Origin of the sequence: uncultured Arthrobacter sp. (genome assembly GCF_902805515.1) — a bacterium.
Classification (GTDB): domain Bacteria; phylum Actinomycetota; class Actinomycetes; order Actinomycetales; family Micrococcaceae; genus Arthrobacter_D.
The window spans coordinates 1-19,718 of record NZ_CADCTE010000006.1; the positions used below are offsets into that span (position 1 = coordinate 1).

The 19,718-nt window shown below is 66.8% G+C and carries 20 protein-coding genes; 12 read left to right on the forward strand and 8 right to left on the reverse strand.

Translation table 11 applies throughout. The features are described 5' to 3' along the window. Both QZX79_RS01035 and QZX79_RS01040 read left to right on the forward strand, forming a co-directional pair. Positions 1-288, forward strand: a 288-nt coding sequence (locus tag QZX79_RS01035) for a YciI family protein (protein WP_294563468.1), incomplete at its 5' end; no start/stop codon positions are given. Continuing rightward, positions 270-1,967 carry an RNA polymerase sigma factor gene (locus QZX79_RS01040; RefSeq protein ID WP_294563470.1) on the forward strand — a complete coding sequence of 566 codons (1,698 nt, stop codon included), beginning with the start codon at positions 270-272 and terminating at the stop codon, positions 1,965-1,967. The genes QZX79_RS01035 and QZX79_RS01040, both read left to right, overlap by 19 nt. Positions 1,968-2,214: 247 nt before the next feature. Here QZX79_RS01040 and QZX79_RS01045 read toward each other — a convergent pair whose 3' ends face one another. The 4 genes from QZX79_RS01045 to QZX79_RS01060 form a co-directional block, all read right to left on the reverse strand. Next, positions 2,215-2,529, reverse strand: coding sequence for a DUF6457 domain-containing protein (locus QZX79_RS01045; RefSeq protein WP_294563472.1), 315 nt, complete (start codon positions 2,527-2,529; stop codon positions 2,215-2,217). 103 nt (positions 2,530-2,632) lie between these two features. Continuing rightward, positions 2,633-3,541: a carbohydrate ABC transporter permease gene (locus QZX79_RS01050; RefSeq protein ID WP_294563474.1), complete on the reverse strand. Its 909-nt coding sequence runs from the start codon at positions 3,539-3,541 to the stop codon at positions 2,633-2,635. A 1-nt stretch (position 3,542) separates the two neighbouring features. Further along, the gene (locus QZX79_RS01055) at positions 3,543-4,472 is read right to left on the reverse strand and encodes a carbohydrate ABC transporter permease (RefSeq protein ID WP_294563476.1); all 930 of its coding nucleotides are present in this window, start codon (positions 4,470-4,472) and stop codon (positions 3,543-3,545) included. Between the two features lie 107 nt (positions 4,473-4,579). Continuing rightward, on the reverse strand, positions 4,580-5,824 hold the full coding sequence (locus QZX79_RS01060) for an extracellular solute-binding protein (RefSeq protein WP_294563478.1): 1,245 nt from the start codon (positions 5,822-5,824) through the stop codon (positions 4,580-4,582). Between the two features lie 453 nt (positions 5,825-6,277). On the opposite strand from QZX79_RS01060, the gene QZX79_RS01065 reads away from it, so the two are divergent. The 7 genes from QZX79_RS01065 to QZX79_RS01095 all read left to right on the forward strand — a co-directional run bounded on the left by QZX79_RS01065 (position 6,278) and on the right by QZX79_RS01095 (position 12,326). Then, complete coding sequence (locus QZX79_RS01065; protein ID WP_294563505.1) at positions 6,278-7,153, forward strand: SIS domain-containing protein; 876 nt, start codon at positions 6,278-6,280, stop codon at positions 7,151-7,153. Between the two features lie 6 nt (positions 7,154-7,159). Next, positions 7,160-8,182: an ROK family protein gene (locus QZX79_RS01070; protein WP_294563481.1), complete on the forward strand. Its 1,023-nt coding sequence runs from the start codon at positions 7,160-7,162 to the stop codon at positions 8,180-8,182. Then, positions 8,179-9,195 (forward strand): 1-phosphofructokinase family hexose kinase, encoded by a 1,017-nt coding sequence (locus QZX79_RS01075; protein WP_294563483.1) that lies wholly within the window; start codon positions 8,179-8,181, stop codon positions 9,193-9,195. Before QZX79_RS01070 ends, QZX79_RS01075 begins: the two co-directional genes overlap by 4 nt. Further along, on the forward strand, positions 9,195-10,043 hold the full coding sequence (locus QZX79_RS01080; RefSeq protein ID WP_294563485.1) for a class II fructose-bisphosphate aldolase: 849 nt from the start codon (positions 9,195-9,197) through the stop codon (positions 10,041-10,043). Before QZX79_RS01075 ends, QZX79_RS01080 begins: the two co-directional genes overlap by 1 nt. 3 nt (positions 10,044-10,046) lie before the next feature. Beyond that, positions 10,047-10,844, forward strand: a complete 798-nt coding sequence (locus QZX79_RS01085; RefSeq protein WP_120168826.1) for a DeoR/GlpR family DNA-binding transcription regulator — start codon at positions 10,047-10,049, stop codon at positions 10,842-10,844. Between the two features lie 35 nt (positions 10,845-10,879). Beyond that, positions 10,880-11,659 carry a glucosamine-6-phosphate deaminase gene (gene nagB, locus QZX79_RS01090; RefSeq protein ID WP_294563490.1) on the forward strand — a complete coding sequence of 260 codons (780 nt, stop codon included), beginning with the start codon at positions 10,880-10,882 and terminating at the stop codon, positions 11,657-11,659. Positions 11,660-11,771: 112 nt separating this feature from the next. After that, the gene (locus QZX79_RS01095) at positions 11,772-12,326 is read left to right on the forward strand and encodes a dihydrofolate reductase family protein (RefSeq protein ID WP_120168830.1); all 555 of its coding nucleotides are present in this window, start codon (positions 11,772-11,774) and stop codon (positions 12,324-12,326) included. A 52-nt stretch (positions 12,327-12,378) separates the two neighbouring features. On the opposite strand, the gene QZX79_RS01100 is transcribed toward QZX79_RS01095, so the two are convergent. Next, complete coding sequence (locus QZX79_RS01100; RefSeq protein WP_294563493.1) at positions 12,379-12,858, reverse strand: MarR family winged helix-turn-helix transcriptional regulator; 480 nt, start codon at positions 12,856-12,858, stop codon at positions 12,379-12,381. Between the two features lie 761 nt (positions 12,859-13,619). Between QZX79_RS01100 and QZX79_RS01105 the strand changes: the two genes are divergently transcribed. Further along, positions 13,620-13,991, forward strand: coding sequence for a DUF4190 domain-containing protein (locus QZX79_RS01105; RefSeq protein WP_294563495.1), 372 nt, complete (start codon positions 13,620-13,622; stop codon positions 13,989-13,991). Positions 13,992-14,047: 56 nt separating this feature from the next. On the opposite strand, the gene QZX79_RS01110 is transcribed toward QZX79_RS01105, so the two are convergent. The 3 genes from QZX79_RS01110 to QZX79_RS01120 form a co-directional block, all read right to left on the reverse strand. Beyond that, positions 14,048-14,506, reverse strand: coding sequence for a MarR family winged helix-turn-helix transcriptional regulator (locus tag QZX79_RS01110; RefSeq protein ID WP_294563497.1), 459 nt, complete (start codon positions 14,504-14,506; stop codon positions 14,048-14,050). Positions 14,507-14,795: 289 nt separating this feature from the next. Continuing rightward, on the reverse strand, positions 14,796-15,866 hold the full coding sequence (locus tag QZX79_RS01115; RefSeq protein WP_294563499.1) for an alkene reductase: 1,071 nt from the start codon (positions 15,864-15,866) through the stop codon (positions 14,796-14,798). 229 nt (positions 15,867-16,095) lie between these two features. Further along, positions 16,096-17,124, reverse strand: coding sequence for a CE1758 family FMN-dependent luciferase-like monooxygenase (locus tag QZX79_RS01120; protein WP_294563501.1), 1,029 nt, complete (start codon positions 17,122-17,124; stop codon positions 16,096-16,098). Between the two features lie 212 nt (positions 17,125-17,336). On the opposite strand from QZX79_RS01120, the gene QZX79_RS01125 reads away from it, so the two are divergent. After that, positions 17,337-17,954, forward strand: a complete 618-nt coding sequence (locus QZX79_RS01125) for an FMN reductase (RefSeq protein ID WP_294563504.1) — start codon at positions 17,337-17,339, stop codon at positions 17,952-17,954. A 44-nt stretch (positions 17,955-17,998) separates the two neighbouring features. Beyond that, positions 17,999-19,687 carry an MFS transporter gene (locus QZX79_RS01130; protein ID WP_366484646.1) on the forward strand — a complete coding sequence of 563 codons (1,689 nt, stop codon included), beginning with the start codon at positions 17,999-18,001 and terminating at the stop codon, positions 19,685-19,687. Positions 19,688-19,718: the final 31 nt, after the last annotated feature.

Sequence of the window (19,718 nt, forward strand, 5' to 3'; positions counted from 1 at the left end):
GCGTACGCGAAGTCGCTCGACGCCGCGGGCATCCTCGTCGCCGCGGAGATCCTCAAGCCGGCCGAGATGACCACGACGGTGACGCTGCGGACGGGCACCCTCTCCATCCAAGACGGCCCGTTCGCCGACACCAAGGAGAAGCTGGCCGGCGCCTTCGTCATCGACGTCCCGGACCTCGACGAGGCGCTCGCCTGGGCTTCCAAGTGTCCGGGCGCCCAGTACGGGGTGATTGAGATCCGCCCGTCAGCGATCTCCTTCCGCGAGGGACAGTGGCAGGATCGAGGCTGAGCACTGGCGAGGCGCGGGCTCGGGCCGAGTCCGTGGCCCGCGCCTCCTATGGCCGCCTGCTCGCCCTGCTCGCCGCACCCACCGGCGACCTTCAGGCCGCCGAGGATGCCCTGGCCGACGCGTTCCTCCGTGCGCTGACCACCTGGCCGGTTTCGGGCATCCCTGAGAACCCCGAGGCCTGGCTGTTCACGGTGTCGCGCAACCGGCAGCGGGACCGCTACCGGTCGGCGGCCTACCGCACCTCGGTGCCGTTGGAGCCCGATGACGCTTCCCCAGGAGCAGGCCCTCCGGGTGGCACGGCGCGGAGGACAGGCACTCGAGGGGTTGTCCCCTCACCCGTCGGGTCCGGCTTTGCCCTGCCGGGCGCAGTGCACTGGGACGAGGTCGACGTCGAGGCGATCCCGGACCGACGGCTTGCCCTGCTCTTCGTCTGCGCCCACCCGGCGATCGACCCGGGCGTCCGCACGCCCCTGATGCTCCAGGTCATCCTCGGCGTTCCGGCGGACCGGATCGCCTCGGCCTTCGCCGTTCCGGCACCGGCGATGGCGCAGCGCCTCGTGCGCGCCAAGCGGCGTATCCGAGAGGCCCGCATTCCCTTCGTCCTGCCCGACACAACGGTGTTGAAGGAGCGCCTGCCCGCGGTGCTCGAGGCGGTGTACGGCGCGTATGCCCTCGACTGGCGGAGCCCGCTGCCGGGCGCCCGAAGGGTTCGGGCAGGAGTTGGGACCGGTGAGCCGGCCAAGGCGGATGCCGATGCCCACTCCCAGGCCGGGGTCGACGCCGGATCCCGCTCTCGGGCAAACGTGGACGCCGGGACCCGCTCCCAGGCAGACGGGGACGCCCGGGCCCGTGAGCCAGCCGGGGCCGACGCCGGGGCACGCTCTCAGGCCGGAGGCGACGCCGCGGCTCACTCGCAGACCGACGGGGACGCAGGGGCCCCTAAGCCAGCCGGGGCCGACGCAAACCCGGGAACCCGCTCCCCGGCCGAGGCCGATGCCGGTGCCCGCTCACAGGCCGATGCCGATGCCGACCCTCCCGAGAGCCTCGCCGCCGAGGCGCTGTACCTCGCGACGGTTCTCGCGGAACTACTTCCCGACGAGCCGGAAGTCCACGGGCTGGCCGCACTGATCTGCCTGTCGCTGGCCCGCGGAACTGCGCGTACGGCGTCGGCCGGAGGGTTTGTTCCCCTCGCCCTTCAGGACACCAGCCTTTGGGATCGGAACCTGATCGCCCGCGGAGAAGAACACCTGCGGCAGGCGCACTCTTTGGGGCGGATCGGCCGGTTCCAACTCGAGGCCGCAATGCAGTCGGTGCACTGCGCGCGGGCCCGCACGGGAACGACCGATTGGCAGGCACTGCTCCGCCTCAATGAGGCCCTGGTGGCCCTCAAGCCGACGCTCGGAGGGATCGTCTCACTCGCCTCAACCCTGGGCGAGGCGTCCGGCCCGGACGCGGCCCTGTCATTCCTCGACACAGCCAATGCTCCGGCTCTCGAGGATTTCCAGCCTGCGTGGGCAACCCGTGCCCACCTGTTGGTTGAGGCGGGCCGGGCCATGGAAGCTGCCGCGGCCTACGGCAGGGCCCTTGCATTGACGACCGATCCGGCACTGCGCGGCTTCCTCGAGGGGGCCCTGCAGCGTCTCACAGCAGCGGTGCCGCCGTCAGCCGACACCGATTAGCTATCTCCCGCCGAAACGCAGCCCCCACTCCCCCCGAAACTGCAGCTCACCACCCTTTGACACGGGCTTTCGGTGGTGAGGTGCACACTCAACGCGCAAGCCCCCGAAACGCACCGACGCGGCTGACGTCCACTCCCTCCGAAACTGCAGCTCACCACCCTTTGACGCGGGCTTTCGGTGGTGAGGTGCACACTCAACGCGCAAGCCCCGGACTGCGCACTCGGGGCGGTGCTTACCTGGGCGGTACTTACTGGGCGGTGCCGGTCCAGCCTTCTTCTTCGCGCTCGTCGCCCGTGGCAAGCACCCGCAGCACGGTGGAGGCGGCCTTCTGGACCGCCTCGTCCGCACCCTTGCGGCCCTTGGTGTTGACGGTGCCCGCCGCATATCCGACGAGGAACGCGCTGATTGCTCCCGCGTTCGGCGAGACCGCGGCCGAGGACCGATCGGCCACCTCAAGGATCTTGGCGGAGTCCACCTCAAGGTCGAGGATCTGCAGCGCCTGGGTCAGGGTGCGGCTCCAGTCGCTGAGCTGGCGTTCCTCTGCGTCGGGACTCGTTGTCATCGCTTCTCCTTCGAAACGCTCCGCTGCGGACATCTTCTAGGGATAGCACCGCGGCAGGCGCTCCACAACGAAAAGTTGGAAGCGCCTCCCTGCGTCCGCCCGGCTACTTGACGGCTCCCGCGGTCAGCCCGCCGATCAGCCGCTTCTCGATGAGCGCGAAGAGGATGATCACGGGAATGATCGCCACGATCGAGATGCCAAACACGTACTGCCAGCTCGTGGCGTACTGACCGATGAACTTGGTCAGCGCCACCGACAGCGGCTGGTTTTCGGCAGTGGACATGATCACCAGGGACGCGGCGAACTCGTTCCAGGAAGAGACGAAGGTGAAGATGATCGCCGTGACGATGCCGGGCCAGACAAGGGGCAGGTTCACCGTGAAGAGCACCTTGAGCCGGCCGGCGCCGTCGAGCTGGGCCGCCTCGTCGATCTCCTTGGGAATGCCGGCGAAGAAGCTGTGCATGATCCACAGCGCGAAGGACAGGTTGAAGGCCGCGTTGATGAGGATCATCGCCAGCCAGGTGTCGTTGATGTCGAGGACAAGCATCTGGCGGAACAGCCCTGCAGTGAGGACCGCCGGCTGCAACATCTGCGTCACGATGACGAGGAACAGGAACGCGATCTTTCCCGGGAAGCGGAAGCGGGCCGTGTAGTACGCCGCCGGGGTCGCAACGAGCAGCACGAGCAGCGTAGCGAAGACCGAGATGATCAGTGTTGAGATGAGGTTGAACGGCAGGGGGGTCTCGGGCGTCGACCACATCGACGCGTAGTTCCCCAGCTGCAGGCCGTCCTGCGGGAAGTACCGCGGCGGCACCCGCAGGATTTCCGGCCGGGTCTTGAGGGAGCCGACCAGCATGATCAGGTACGGCGTCAGGAAGACGATCACGACGACGACGCCGACCGCAATGCGCAGGCCGAGCCGCCGTCCGCTGATGCCGTCGGGCCCGTACTTGCGGGCACGGTCCTGCCGCACCGGCGGGATGGTGGCTTTCGCCGGAGCGCTCACTGACACCTCAGGTCTCCTTCATGGGCTTGACGACCTTCACGTACACCGCAACGATCAGGATGACGACGGCGAAATTCACGACGCTGAGGGCGCTGGCGATGTCGAGCCGCCGATCGAACTGGAGCACCTTGAAGATGTAGGTCATGAGGGTGTCCGCGCTGTAGCCGGGGATTGACCCGGTCATGATGCGCAGGATCGGCAGGTTGTTGAACACGTTGATCACATTGATCAGCACGGCGACGGCGAGCGCACCGCGCAGTTGCGGCAGCACGACGCTGAAGTAGGTGCGGACCGGGCCCGCACCGTCCATCTTCGCGGCCTCAAGGGCATCGGACGGCACGGCCTGCAGCCCGGCGAGCAGCGTGTAGGTGGTGAACGGGATCGAGACGAAGATTCCGACGACGATCGCGGCCCCCAGTGCCGTCGCGACGTTCTTCGTGAACCCATAGGTTGAATCGAGGAGTCCGATGTCAACGAGGAAGGAATTCATGATGCCGTAGTCGCGGTCGAGTCCGTAGTAGAAGACGGTCGTCGTCATGACGACGCTTGCCGCCCAGGGGACGATAACCGCCATCCTCACCAGGGTCCGGCCGGGGAAGGGCTTGTTGAGGAAATTGGCGAGCAGCAGGGAGAGGACGACCGTCACCGAGACGACGACAATCACCCATACGAAGGTATTGAGCAGGACCCGGGGCAGGTTCGGGTCGGCGAAGACTGTGGCGAAGTTTTCGAAGCCGACGCCTTCGACGTTCGTTCCGGCCTGGCTGATCCGCCGTGTCGAGGAGTAGATCATATACGCGGCGGGGAAGAGGACTACTCCGAAGATCAGGAGCAGGACCGGGCCGACCCAGGGAAGGGCCGCCCACAGGCTGTCCCGGTTCTGGAGACCGCCGCCGCGTTTCCGTTCCCGGATGACCGGGGGTGTCAAAGTGCTCATGGGGTGCGGACCGTTCCTTGGGGAACGCAGGGGAGCCGCCCGGACCGGGCCGGCCCCCCTGCTGGGTAGATACCTATGCCGAAAAGGTGCTGCTGGTAACCCGCGGGTCAGCCGGCAGCGTCGGCCTTGGCCTGGATCTGGTCCAGTACCGTCTTGGCGTCCTGGTCCTCAAGCTGGCCCATGAGCGACTTGAAGGCGCCATCCGTTGCGTTCCACGCCGGGTTGGACGTGGGGTAGAACTGTGCGTCGGGGAGCATGTCGAGGAACGGCTTCAGGACCTCGTTGGATGCCATTTCCTCGGCACCGCTCTTGGTGGTGGGCAGGAATCCCTCGGCCTCGACCCACGGCACGTAGGTGCCGGTTTCGAAGAAGAAGTCCATGAACTGTGTGATGGCTTCCTGCTTGTCGTCATCGTTCTTGAAGGCCATCAGGCGGTCTGCGACTCCGAGGGTTGCAGGCTCCCCGGTGTTCGTAGGAACGTTGGCGACACCGTAGTTGAGGTCGGGGTTTTCCTTCTCGATCTGGCCCACGGTCTGGGGCAGGGCGTAAACCATGCCGATCTTTCCCTGGGCGAAGACGTTGATCATCGGAGTGCGCTGGGTGGCGCCGGGGTCGGGCTGGGTGACTCCGTCGGTGATCATTTTCTTCATGAACTCGGCAGCTTCGACGTTTTCGGGGGTGTTGACGGTGATTTCGGATTCGTCTCCGAAACCGCCGCCGTTGCCCGCGAACCAGATAAGGCTTTCACCCTGGGCTTCCTCTGAGCCCAGCGGCATACCGTAGCCGGGCGTTCCCATGTCGGTGATCTTCTTGGCCGCGTCGTAGAGCTCATCCCAGGTCTTCGGCGGCTCGGCAACGCCGGCCTCCTCCATCAGGTCCTCGTTGTAGAACAGGGCGCGGGCGGAGGCGAGCAGCGGAAGTCCGTACTGGGTTCCCTCAAAGGATTCGTTCTCTACGAAGGATTCCTGGAAGTCGCCGATGATGTCCCCGGAGGCGATGTCCTCGGCCGGATAGAGCAGTCCCTCGGCCGCAAAGGCCGAGAAGGCACCGCCGTTGTAGATGTCGGGGGCCTCACCTGACTGGATCTTGGTCTGCAGCACAGACTCGAGGTTCTCCCAGGATTCAATCTGCAGGTTCACGGTGACGCCGTCGTTGGCGGCTTCGAACTCCTCGACGACTCCTTCCCACAGCGCCTTGGTGTTATCGGAGTAGCTCGGAACGAGCATGTCGATCGTGGTGTCTCCGCCTTCGCCTTCCGCTTCGGAGCCACCCCCGCCAAAGCCGCAGGAGGTGACCATCAGGGTCCCGGCGGCGACGGCAGCCACGAGACCTTTGCGCAGTCTGCTCTTCATGAAGTCCTCTTTCAGGTGATATTTCGAGTGCTGGCACCGACGCGGGAAGTTCGAATCCGGACGGGCAGGACGGCCGCGGGCGCGACCCGGGAGTCGGCAACACAATGGTTTTTTGTGATACGTGAAGGCGTCCCCCAATCACAAGGAATCACCTAATGCAGAAATAATGACGTGATGTGGGTCTCACGTCAAGAGGAACGCGCTGCGGGTTCGCGCTGGCTTTTTGCCTAGTCCCTGCGGTGCCCGACGGCAAAGGAGGAGGGCGGTCCACGGGAGGCGGGAGCTTTCCTGGTCATGATCGCAGTTGAGCACTGGACATCTGCTTCGATCACCGTTCATCATGGGAGCAGCATTCCCCATCCTTCCAGCACCGGGCCCCACCGCCCGAAGGAGATCCCCATGTCACAGTCCACCGAACCGTCAGCGCCCGTCGAGGCTGCTCCCGGCCATCACATGGCTGCGGAACTGGCTTCCCAGCCCGATCTCTGGGAGCAGGCAATAGCCCAGGCCGGGTCCGAGCAGCTGCTGCCGGCCGACGGCCGCAGGGTCGCAGTGATCGGATGCGGAACTTCATGGTTCATGGCCCAGGCCTACGCCGCAGCCCGTGAAGCTGCCGGCAAGGGGGAAACCGACGCCTTCGCCGCCTCGGAGGCCTCGGTGCTGGCCACCCGCTCCTATGACTCCATCGTCGCCATCACGCGCTCGGGCACGACGAGTGAAGTTCTGTCCGTGCTCAGCCAGGTCAAGGGACGCACTCCGACAGTTGTCCTCCTCGGCGATACCGGCTCGCCGGCAACCGGGCTGGCGGACGCCGTCGTCGGCCTGCCCTACGCCGACGAGTCGTCGGTCGTCCAGACCCGTTTTGCGACGACCGCCCTCGTTTACCTCCTGACGACCCTGGGCGAGGACCTCACCAGCGCCGTGGCGGATGCCCGGAGCGTGCTGCAGGACGCCACGGACCGGGACCTGCTCGACGCGGAGCAGTTCAGCTTCCTCGGCACCGGCTGGACGGTGGGGCTGGCCCACGAAGCCGCGCTCAAGATGCGGGAGGGAGTCCAGGGCTGGACCGAGTCCTACCCCGCCATGGAATACCGCCACGGCCCCATCGCCATCGCCGCTCCCGGACGGGTCACCTGGGCATTTGGCGATGCACCCGATGGGTTGGACGCCGAGGTCGCCGCCACCGGAGCGTCGTTCGTCAACTCGGGGCTCCACCCGCTCGCTGAGCTGGTGCGGGTGCACAAGGTGACGCTTGAACGCGCCCTGGCCCGCGGCCTGAACCCCGATGTGCCGCGCAACCTTTCCCGCTCCGTCATCCTCGAAGGCTGAGTTTCGGTGAGAGGTGGGGGAAGCGCCAGCACCGGTCCTGGCACCTGGACCGGCCCGCAGGTGGGGCTGCCGGCGGATCCGGTGTCCGGGCCCGACGCAGGTAGCGGGGAGCCTCCCGCCCGCGCGGTCCTTGCCTTCGACGTCGGCGGGACCGACATGAAGGCGGCCCTCGTTGACGATGCGGGCCGGCTCCACTCCCTCCTGCGCATCCCCACGCCCCGGGACGGGCAGTTCCCCGGGGATGTCGTCGTCGCAAAGGTCGCCGCACTGACCGAAAACTACCGCGCCGAATATCCCGGGTGTGCCGTCGAGTCGATCGGTCTCATTGTGCCCGGCCTCGTCGACGAAGAGGCAGGCATCGGCCTGATGTCAGCCAACCTTGGCTGGCGGGACTATCCCTTCGGGGAGCACCTCACCCGCGCCACAGGCCTTCCTGTGGCGTTCGGGCACGACGTGAGCATCGCCGGGGAGGCCGAGATGCGCGCCGGCGCCGGGCGGGGCCTGCGCGACGTCGTCGTGATGGTCATCGGCACCGGAATCGCCGGTGCGGTGTTCTGCGAAGGTCAGCGGGTGCGCGCCGGAGGGTATGCCGGGGAGATCGGTCACGCCGAGGTCCCCGGAGGGACCGAGTGCCCCTGCGGGGCGTTCGGTTGCCTCGAAACCATCGGCTCCGCAGGTGCCATCACGAGGCGGTACAACGCCCTCTCGGGGAAGGCCGCAGCAGGGGCGGAGACCGTCCTGACGGCGGCACAGAGCGGAGACCTGCACGCGGTGCAGGTCTGGGACGACGCGGTGAATGCGCTTGCCTTCAGCATCTGCCAGCTCACAGCCATCCTCGGCACCGAAGCCGTCATCCTCGGCGGGGGGCTCGCGCAGGCCGGCCCGGCACTGGTCGAGCCCCTCCAGGCCCGGGTCGAATCGAGGCTGTCCTTCCTGCGGACACCCAGGATTCTCACCTCGGTCCTTGGCCAGGACGCAGGCCTCATCGGCGCGGGACTGCGGGCCCGGGACCTGGTGGCCAGGCCATGACGGGGCCGCCTCCTGCGGGCACGGCGGGAACCGTCGTCACGGTGACCCCGAATCCAGCCCTCGACGAGACCTACACCGTGCCGGCCATCGTCCTGGGGACCACCCACCGCGTTGCGGCACCGGCTGTAAGGGCCGGAGGGAAGGGCGTCAATGTCTCCAGGGTCCTGCACCAGCAGGGCTATCCGACGCTCGCCCTGGCGGCTGTCGGCGGACCAACAGGCGAGCAGTACACCGCCGAGCTCGCCTCAAGCGGCATCCCCTCGGTCCTCGAGCCGGCCACCGCCCCCACCCGCCGCAGCCTTGCCTTCCACGATTCGACGTCCGGCAGCACAAGCCTGTTCAACGAGACCGGCAACGCGCTCGAAGCGGCGGAGTGGGCCCGGCTGTGGGCCCGGATCGACGATGCCCTCCCCGGTGCGGGCTGCGTCGTCGGCTCGGGAAGCCTCCCTCCGGGGGCGCCGACCGACTTCTACGCGGCCCTGGTGCGCCGGTGTGCGGGAGCCGGAGTTCGCTGCATCATCGACACCTCCGGCCCGGGACTGCTCCGGGCCGCCGCAGCCGGCGCGGACCTGCTGAAGCCCAATGCGGGAGAACTCCGCGAGGCGACGGGGGAAGCTGATCCGGCCCGCGGCGCACGGCTCCTGCTCGGACTCGGAGCCCGCCGTGTCTTCGTCAGCTGGGGGGAGGACGGAATGCTCGCCTTAACGGCCGACGCGCCGGACCGCCACCTCCGCGCCGCCCTCCCGGAACCGCTGCATGGGAACGCCACCGGCGCCGGCGATGCGGCCGTTGCGGCCCTGGCGACACTGCTCGCGGCCGGATCGGGGGATGTCTCGGAAATGCTCCGCCGGGCCACCGCCTGGTCGGCGGCAGCGGTGCTCATGCCGACGGCCGGTGACATCCACCCAGACCACGTACGTCTGGCCGCCGAGGTCTCGGTGACCCGGCACGACGACGCCTCCCCGACCGGGCAGAGCAGCCCGGGCACTAAACCCGTTGGAAAGGAATCCTGATGGGCCTGACCCCCACACGCGAGATCCTCGACGCCGCCTTCGCCGCGGGGACCGGAATCGGCGGGTTCAACGTGCTGCACCTCGAGACCGCCGAGGCGATTGTCGAAGGCGCCGAGGCAGCGGGGCTCCCAGTGATCCTCCAGATCTCGCAGAACTGCGCGGACTACCACGGCGCGCTCGCGCCCCTCGCCCTCGCCTGCCGTGCCGTCGCGGCGGGCGCCCGGGTGCCGGTGGCACTCCACCTCGACCATGCCGAGGACGAACGGCTCGTCGACGAGGCCATCGAGCTGGGCTTCGGGTCGGTGATGTACGACGGGTCAACCCTCCCCTACGCCGAGAATGTTCGATCCACGGCCCGGGTGGCACGGCGGGCCCGCGACGCCGGCGTGCTGGTGGAGGCGGAGCTGGGACGGATCGGCGGCAAAGACGGCGCCCACGCACCCGGCGTCCGCACCGATCCTGGCGAGGCGCGCAGCTTCGTCGCGGCGACAGGGGTCGATGCCCTCGCGGTTGCGGTCGGATCCTCCCACGCCATGACCGAGCGGACCGCGTCCCTGGATGTCGACCTCGTGCGGGAACTGCGCGCGGTGCTTGAGGTTCCGCTCGTGCTTCACGGATCCTCGGGCGTTCCCGATGAGACGCTCGTCGCGGCGGTCAAGGCCGGGATGACGAAGATCAACGTCTCGACCCACCTCAACGGCTTCTTCACCCGCGCGGTGCGCGGGGTGCTCGAGGAGCAGCCGAACCTTGTTGACTCGCGGCGCTACCTCGGTGCCGGACGGCGGGCCCTGGCGCCCGAGGCGGCGCGGCTCCTGCGGCTGCTTGCCCTCGAATCGGGCGGGAGCTGAACGATGGAAAAGACCGAGCGGCTCAACGCGATCCTCGACCTGCTCGCCGCCGACGGCCACGTGCAGGTCGAAGATATCGTCCGCGAGCTGAAGGTATCCCCCGCCACGGCCCGCAGGGACCTGGACAGCCTCGCCGCCCAACGCCTGCTCACCCGGACCCGCGGTGGGGCCACCATGGAGTCGGTCGCCTACGACCTTCCCACCCGTTACAACCGCGACGACCACACGGCCCAGAAGCAGGCCATCGCCCAGGCCGCCAGCGCCCTGGTTCCCAAGGGAGCGGTGATCGGGCTCTGCGGTGGCACCACAAGCACCGCCATCGCCCAGGCCCTGGGCATGCGGCCCGACCTGCTCGAGCCCTCGAACAAGCCGACCCTCACCGTGGTGACGAACGCCATCAACATCGCGGTGCAGCTCGTGGTGCGGCCGAACATCCGCATCATGGTCACCGGCGGAGTGGTGAATCCGCGCTCCTACGAGCTGGTGGGCCCGTACACCGACGTGATCCTGCAGCGGGTCGCACTCGACCTCGCCTTCGTCGGGGTGAACGGCCTTGATCCGGAAATCGGTCCCACCGTCAACGACGAGGGCGAAGCGGCGGTCAACGCCCTGATGGCCCGCCGCGCCTCCGACACCTACATCGTCGCCGACTCGTCGAAAATCGGGATGCGGAGCTTCGCGACAATGACCGGTTATGTCTTCAACAATCTCATCACCGACAGCGGCATCACCGCCGCCCAGAAGAAAGCGTTTGAAGCCGGCGGCACCAAGGTGCTCGTCGCCCCGCCCGCGCCGCTCTGACCGACACCCGAATCCGCCGTAAGGATTGGCCCACCATGCGCATCGTCATCCTCGAAACTGCCGCCGACATCGGCGGGTACGCCAGCGACCGCATCCTCAAGCGCTTAGCCGCCGGAACGCTCCGCACCCTCGGGGTGGCGACGGGATCCTCGCCGCTGTCCCTCTACAAGGAACTCGAGCGAAGGTGGACACCGGCGCTGGGCGCGCTGAACGCGTTCGCGCTCGATGAGTACGTCGGGCTGCCTCCGGGCCACCCCGAAAGCTACGCCTCGGTGATCCGGCGGGAGGTCACCGACCGGCTCAAGCTCGACCCCGCGAAGGTCCACGTGCCGCAGGGCAACGCGCCGGATCTGGCGGCGGCGTGCGCCGAATTCGAGGCAGCCATCGCTGCCGCTGGCGGGATCGACCTGCAGATCCTTGGGATTGGACGCAACGGGCACATCGGCTTCAACGAGCCGACCTCCTCCCTTGCCTCCCGGACCCGCGTTAAGACCCTGATGTCCGCCACCCGGGTCGACAATTCGCGGTTCTTTCCGGACGAACACCAGGTGCCGCGCCACTGCGTGACCCAGGGGCTCGGCACCATCCTCGAGGCACGGGAGGTACTCCTCGTGGCACAGGGGACGGCCAAGGCTGAGGCGATCGCCCGGGCGGTCGAGGGACCGGTGTCGAGCATGTGCCCGGCGTCGGTGCTGCAGCTGCATCCGCGGGCCACCCTGGTCATTGACGAGGAAGCAGCCCAGCAGCTCACGCTGCGTGAGTACTACCGCTATGTGCAGGAGAACCCGGTCGAGGCCGTGACCGGGGCTCCCTGAACCCCAAAATCACCAGGTCTCCCCAAAAGAAGGTCCGGGCGCTCGGGCAGGAGCGCCGGGACCGGGTGCCGGGAAGGGTGCCCCGGCTGGGCAAAACAACTACCCTGCTGTCATGCCGCGCGTCATTTACAACACCGCCACCTCGTTCAACGGGTTCATCGCCGATGAGTCCAACTCGCTTGACTGGCTCTTCGCCGTGGAAGCCCCCGAGCCGGCCGTCCATAAACGGTTCCTCTCCGGCATCGGCGTGCTGGTCCAGGGCTCGACAACCTACGAATGGGTTCTCCGGGAGGAGAATCTGCTGGAGGCACCCGAAAAGTGGCCCACCTATTTTGGACCCCGGCCGACCTTTGTTTTCACCTCCCGTACCCTGCCCGTTCCGGAGGGAGCGGACGTCCGCTTCGTCAGCGGGGCGGTTGACACGGTGATTGAGCGCCTGACCGAGGCAGCCGGAGACCGGGACATCTGGATTGTCGGCGGGGGCGACCTCGCCGGGCAGTTCCTCGACAGCGGGCATCTCGACGAAATCCAGCTCTCGGTGGCCCCTGCGGCTTTGACCGGCGGCGCTCCGCTGTTTCCCCGACGGGTCAATCCGGACGCCCTGGTGCTGAAGGAAGCGACCCAGCAGGGGCAGTTCGCCCAACTCATCTACGAGGTGAGACGGTAAGGCCGACGCCTGGATTCGCTACGATCAGGCGACGTCAGTCAGGCGACGTCAGTCAGGCGACGTCGCGGTGGGCCTTCCGGAGGTCGCGCATGGCCGAGGCTACAACGGCGGCACGCTCGGCGCCGAGGATATCGACGTAGATGGAGCGCACGACGTCGGCCACAAGACGATGGAGGCCGGCGGCCATCTCCTCGCCCGCAGGGGTCAACTCGAGGTAGGTGATCCGGCGGTCATCCGCACCCGGCGAACGCTGAACGAGGTGGCGGCGGGCCAGGCGGTCGGCAACCTTGGTGAAGCCTCCCGAGCTGAACGCGGCCTCCCGGGCCAACACCGTCATCGGCACCCGACGAAGGGGGCTGCTCCCAAGGCGGAGCATGGTTTCGGTCTCGGGTTCGTCAAGATTGAACTGGGCGGCGACGGCCAAGTGGAGCTTCTTGTTGGTGACGGAAAATCCCCGGATCACCTGGCCCCACTCGGCGATGACCTCCTCGTCGCTGGGCACCGGTGTAGAGCTCGCTTCGCGGGATGACATCTCGCACCTTTCCTGCTGGGTCGTCACCGACAATTCTTCTCCCGGAAAGCATATTCCCCGGAAGCAAACTGTGGACGACCTGGCAGCTCCCCGGTTCCGCCCGCGAACCAGGTGCGAGCGGGCGCGACGGAACGCGCCGATGGAAAGGCACGTGCCGGCAAAAGTAGCTGGCAGCTGCATAGCAGGCGCAATAACTGCGGGAATCACCTCGAGGATCACGGCAGAGTACGGTAGTCGCATCACCCGAATTTATCGCGAGCATATCGGTATTGCCGGCCAGCCGGCGGGAATGCATTTCTTTGGAATAATCGGCGGGCTCGAGGAGCAACTCCCAATGCTCATGCATTCCGCCCCACCTATTGTTGGTGTTCGGATCAGCATTCTCTGATCGGACGGTGCTCTGTGGTCGGATCAGTGTTCTGTGGTCGGACCGGTGTTCTGTGGTGGGATCAATGCCCAGTGTTCCGATTGGCGTTCCGTGCCCCGATGGTCGCCTCGATCCACCTCAACCGGACCGGTCCAATCGACAGTCCTGCGGCGCCCGCTCTCCTTCGGTAACGGCAGCGGCCTTCCCATCAAGCAGGCGCCCGCGGGGACCCTCAGCACTTTGGATGACATTCCTACTTCCAGAGGACGATCTTCACCTTTTCGGCGGTCATGGGAAGTGCCGGCGGGATAGGTTGGAAAAGAAAGCGCGGCCCGGTTCTCAAAAATGCCGCCGTCGCACAATTAACCATGCCGCCTCCGGCCGTTAGGAATACATGTCGAACTATCAGTTTCACGACACCGAAGCAAAGAATAGCAGCCGGGCTCCCGGCGGAGGAGGCACCGTCCAGCGCTCGTCCGGGGGCAGGACCCTGAGCATCACCGGCCTCGTTCTCGCGTTCCTCATCAGCCCGGTCGGACTTGTCATCAGCATCGTTGCAATGGTGAAGGCCCGCAGGAGCGGCACCGGCAACGGACTGGCCCTGGCCGGAATTATCGTGGGGCTTCTCGGCACGGCGATCCTGGTGGTCGGCGCCTTCGTCGTCATGTCACTCGGGCCGAACTTCGTCGAGCTGACCGAGCAGTGCCAGGGCCTGGCCTCGGGAGCACCGGTCGAGGTCAATGGCGCGAAGGTTCAGTGCCCGTAGCTGCAAAGTGCCGGGTGCGTGCTGTCTGCGGTGAAGGGCCAGGAGCGGCGAACCTGCTATTCGAGGTTGGGGATGATCTTGCGTGCGAGGGCGACGAGCTGCGCCTGCTCCTTGGCCGTAAGGCTCTGCACGGTCTTGCGCTCGAGCTCCTCCCAGATCGCGAGGGTACGGTCCTTGAGTGCCTGGCCGGCGTCGGTGAGGAACACAAGGGTGACCCTGCCGTCGATGCTGGATTTTTCCCGCCGAACCAGACCCGCGGTTTCGAGGCGGCGCACGGACTTGGCGATCGTGGAATGGTCGAAGCGCTGGGTCTGGCCGAGCGCCTTCTGGGACTGACCATCCTCATCCCAGAGCTGCATGAGGATCAATTCCTGGCTGGGAAAAAGTCCAAGGTCCGAAAGCATGGAAGCGGCCAGCCCCCGGTGTGAGCGGGCCAGGCTGTAGATCGCCCAGCTGGCGGGGAAGTCGCGCGCTATGGAGGACAGGGTCTCCGCAGATCCGTTCGGGGTTTTCACGATTGCTGCCTTTGGTTCGTTTTCTGAGGTGTGGAACGGGCGGCACAACCGCGTCGCGCCACCCGCGCCCAAGCGGCTCAACCCTAGCATTCCCCCAGACGGGGTGCCCGGACGGCGCGGGCCGGCGAGGCAGGACCTGGCAGGCCAAGGCGTTAGCCGCTGAGGGGCCCGGGGAGGATGCCATGCTGGAGGACCGAGGGGTGGTAACCAATGGGTGGAGAAGCCGAAGCCCCTCCACCCATCGGTGCCTATCCACCGGCACCTCCGCACCGGTGAGTCCGCTTCGGAATTACTTGCCGGCGGTCTCCAGGACGGGATAGTCCGTGTAGCCGGCTGCGCCGCCGCCGTAGTACGTTGCCGGGTTGCCCTTATTCAGTTCCGCTCCGGTCTTCAGGCGCTCGACGACATCCGGATTGGCCAGGGCCCAGGACGCAATCGGGGCGATGTCTGCCAGCCCGGCCTCGACGTCAACGGCCACGTCTTCAGGGGTCCGCCCGGCACGCAGCACCAGCAGCGTATTGGGGAAGGCGGCCCGGATGTCACCCAGCAGGTCCTCATCGCCAATGTGCAGCACGTGCACATAGGCCAGGTTGAGCTTGGCCAGCTCACCGACGAGGTAACGGTAGAGATCGGCCGACTCAGGGCCCTCATCCAATCCACCAAGGGTCAGGCCCGGGGAGAGGCGGATGCCGGTGCGCTCGGCGCCGATTTCCTCGGCAACGCCGCGGGCGACCTCAAGGGCAAAGCGGGCGCGATTCTCGATCGACCCCCCGTACTGGTCCGTGCGCACATTCGCGTTGGGGGCGAAGAACTGCTGCAGGAGGTACCCGTTGGCACCGTGGAGCTCGACGCCGTCGGCCCCGGCCCGGATCGCGGCCGCAGCGGCGGTGCGGAAGTCCTTCACTGTGGCGGCAATCTCCTCAACGCTCAGCTCCCGCGGGGTGGGAATGTCCTGCGCCCCGGTTCGAGTGAACATCGGCACGCCCGGCGCGATAGCCGACGGGGCCACCGCCGTGCGGTGGTGGGGCGTGTTGTCGGGGTGCGACATCCGCCCGGCGTGCATCAGCTGCATAAACATCGAGGCGCCGGCCTCGTGCACCGCGGTGATCACTTCACGCCAGCCCTCGACGTGGGCGTCGGTGTAGATGCCCGGGGTGTTCAGGTAGCCCTGGCCGTCATCCGAAGGCTGGACCCCCTCGGTAATCAGCAGGCCCAGAGAGGCCCGCTGGGTGTAGTACTCGGCCGTCAGCGGTCCGGGCGTGCCGTCGTCGTTGGCCCGGCTGCGGGTCATTGGAGCCATCGCGAGGCGGTGGTTCAGGGAGATGTTGCCGAAGGAGATGGGATCCCAGAGGTTCGTCATGATGTTTGTCCAATCGTTAGGTGTCGGTGCTGCATGGTTTGCGGCCCTGAGGCCGCTGGGGTGGTGGATTCGAGGGCGGAGGCTTACATTTAGGTTGCCGGCCACATGTATAGCGAATAAGGTTCCGGAGATATTCCCAGGCCTGCGGGGTCGGGAATGACTTCGGGCCGGAGGGGGCCAACGTTTGCTTAGGTTGCCAGCCACATGTATAGCGGATCTGGTGGGCGGATTATTCCCCAGCCGTGTCCGCGGCGAGTTCCTTCCGGAGCTCGGGGACCACATACTCCCCGAGCAGGTCGATCTGCTCAAGCGTGGTTCCCAACGGCACTCCCCCGACTTCCAGGGCGAACAGGATGCGCCGGGCATCCCCCGCATACTCGCGGAAGGACAACGTCTTCTCGATGACCTGCTGGGGGCTGCCGGCAATAGTGGGAGTCTGCGCCATGTAGTCCGCCAGCGCCGAGCCCCCCGGAAACATTGGCGCATTGTCGAAGTAGGGCTGGAAGTCACGAACGGCATCCTGGGAGTTCTTCCTGATGAATGCGTGCGCCCCAAGGCCCACGATGGCCTGGTCCGCAGGTCCGTGCCCGTAGTGCTCGAACCGTTCACGGTACAGGCCGATCATCCGGGCGGTGCGCTGCGGCGGACCGAAAATGTGGTTCGCGAAGAAGCCATCCCCGTAGTAGGCGGCCTGCTCGGCGATCTCGGGGGTCTTCACTGAGCCGTGCCAGACAAAGGGTGCGGCACCACCCAACGGGCGGGGAGTGGAGGTGAAGTTCTGCAGCGGCGTGCGGTACTTCCCACCCCAGGTGACCACGTCCTCATCCCACAACCGCCGCAGCAACGCATAATTCTCAATCGCCACGTCGACACCCTTGCGTGAATCCTTACCGAACCACCCGTAGACAGGACCGCTGTTGCCGCGGCCAAGCATCAGGTCGAGGCGGCCGTCCGCGAGATGCTGGAGCATCGCGTAGTCCTCGGCAATCTTCACAGGATCGTTCGTGGTGATCAGGGTGGTCGAAGTGGACAGGTGGAGGGTACTGGTTTTGGCCGCGATATAGCTGAGAAGCGTTGTGGGTGATGAGGTGATGTAGGGCGGGATGTGGTGTTCTCCGGTTGCGAATACATCGAGGCCCGCCTGCTCCGCGCGGAGCGCTATCTCAACAGTTCCCTTGATGCGTTCACGTTCCGTCGGAAGCCGGCCCGTTGCGGGATCCGCCGTGCGGTCACCGACGCTGAAAATACCAATCTGCATGATTCCTCCATCTCACGGCGCCGAGGCCGCAGCCGTCTCCGGCATTGCGGCGGCGTCTCTGTTTTCGCCTTTAGGTTGCCAACCACACAACTGGTGAGCCGGGCCCGGTTATTCCCCGGACCCAGGCGACATGCTGGGGAATCGAACCATCCCGGTGCCGGTTATAGATACGTGTTCGGCAACATAAAAGTTCGATTGGAAGGACAATCAAAATGACTACACAAAGGATTCTGGCAGTGTCCGCAGGTCTGGGTGCACCGTCCTCCAGCCGGATGCTTGCCGATCAGTTGGCTGACGGGGTTCGGGCGGAATTGGCGCTCCGCAACCAGCCGGTCGAGGTCGAGGCGGTGGAGCTGCGGGACCACGCCGTGGACATCGCCAGCAACTTCCTAACCGGCTTTCCTGCGCCCGCACTTGCCTCGGTCATCGATCGTCTGACCCGCGCCGACGCCCTTATCGTCGTGAGTCCTGTCTTCTCCGGCTCCTACAGCGGGCTGCTGAAGTCTTTCTTCGATGTATTGGACCCCACCGCCCTCGAGGGGATGCCGGTGCTGATGGGGGCCACCGGGGGAAGCGCCCGCCACGCCCTGATGCTCGATCACGCGATGCGCCCCCTGTTCAGTTACCTCCGGGCGGTTGTCGTCCCCACCGCCGTCTACGCCTCACCGGAGGACTGGGGTGCAGGCGAGGCGTCAATCCAGCCCTTGGAGCAGCGGATCCACCGTGCAGCCCGGGAACTCGGCGGAGTACTGAGCAATTCTCCCCGCCCTTTCCGGACCGGCCAGGGCCCGGTTCCGTTCCAGGAACTCCTCGATCGGGCCGCCGGCTGAGCGGCCCTCCCCACCGAACACCCCACCCGACCTAAGGCAACACCATGACGACTCCCCCAGCCCCCTCCCCCACCCCGCCACCGCAACCACGTGCCGCAATGTCCCAGCGGCAGGTTCTGCAGGCCCTCACCGGCCTCTTCGCCGGACTTTTCACGGCGATCCTCAGCAGCACCATCGTGGCCAACGCCCTGCCGGCCATCATTTCGGACCTCAACGGCTCACAGACCGACTTCGCCTGGGTGATCACCGCCGCTCTGCTCGCCGGCGCGGTGACCACTCCTCTATGGGGAAAGCTGGCGGACCTGTTCGACAAGAAGCTTCTGGTGCAGCTGAGCATTGCCGTTTTCGTGGCGGGCTCGGTGCTTGCGGGATTCGCCTCGACCATCCCCGTCCTGCTGGCGGGCCGCGCCATCCAGGGCATAGCCATGGGCGGGCTGACCGCTGTATCAATGGCGATCATCGGCGCCATGGTCTCGCCCCGGGAACGGGGTCGCTATTCGGGGTACCTCGGAGGAGTCATCGCCGTCGCGACCGCGGCAGGACCGCTGCTGGGCGGCATCATCGTGGACTCGCCCCTGGGCTGGCGGTGGACCTTCTTTGTCGTCGTGCCGTTGGCCGTCATTGCCCTCGCCCTGCTCCAGCTGACACTTCGGCTCACCCACACCGCCCGCCGAGTCACCATTGACTGGCTTGGCTCGGTCCTCCTGACAGCGGGAGTGAGCACCCTTTTGATCTGGGTTTCCTTCGTCGGCAAGGAGAACACCTTCGGGTGGGTCTCCTGGCAGAGCGGGCTGATGGTTGGCGGCAGCGTGCTGCTCCTGGGCCTGTTGGTCCTCGTGGAGTCGAGGGCCGCCGAACCGGTGATTCCCCTGAAGATCATCACCGAGCGCACCACCGCTCTGGCAATTGTCGCCTCCCTGGCCGTGGGGGTCGCTATGTTCGCTTCGACGACGTACCTCGGCCAGTACTATCAGGGGGCACGCGGCTTAACCGCGACCGACGCCGGTCTGCTGACGCTCCCCATGATCGCCGGTAACCTGATTGGCTCCGTCGCCTCCGGGCAGCTGATCACCCGCTTCGGGCGGTGGAAGCGCTTCCTCGTCGGCGGGTCGGTCCTGCTGATCCTCGGGCTCGCCCTCGCGGGCACTATCGACGAGCTCACCAGCCTCTGGTTCGTCGGAAGCTTCATCTTCCTCTTTGGGCTGGGCCTGGGGCTGCTGATGCAGAACCTCGTGCTCGCCGTGCAGAATACTGTGTCCCTGAAGGATGTCGGCTCCGCCAGCGCATCGGTGGCATTCTTCCGCACCATCGGTGGCGCCGCCGGCGTCGCCGCGCTCGGCGCCGTCCTCGGCGACTCGACAGCGGCCCGGACCGCGGAAGGCCTCCGGGCGGCCGGGCTCCCCACCGATTCCTCCGGAGCACACGGCGGTTCGCCCGATCCGGCCGGATTGCCCGCAGCGGTGGGGGACATCATCCGGGCCGCCTATGGGGAAAGCACGGCCCTGATCTTCCTGATCACCGCCGGCATCGCCGCCCTGGCCCTGCTCAGCGTCCTGCTCATCAGGGAAACCCCGCTGCGACGCACCGTTGACGTCCAACCTCCGGCCGCCGCGCCCCCGGCACCAGCGGATCCGTCCGCCCCGGGCACCGGTGGCTCCGCACCGAACGCGGACCCCTCGGACGGTCGGGGAACCCTGGTCGTCTCGGGACCGCGGTCCAAACCGGTCGGCTGAGCGAAGCCGTTACCTCCTGAAGACGCAGTCG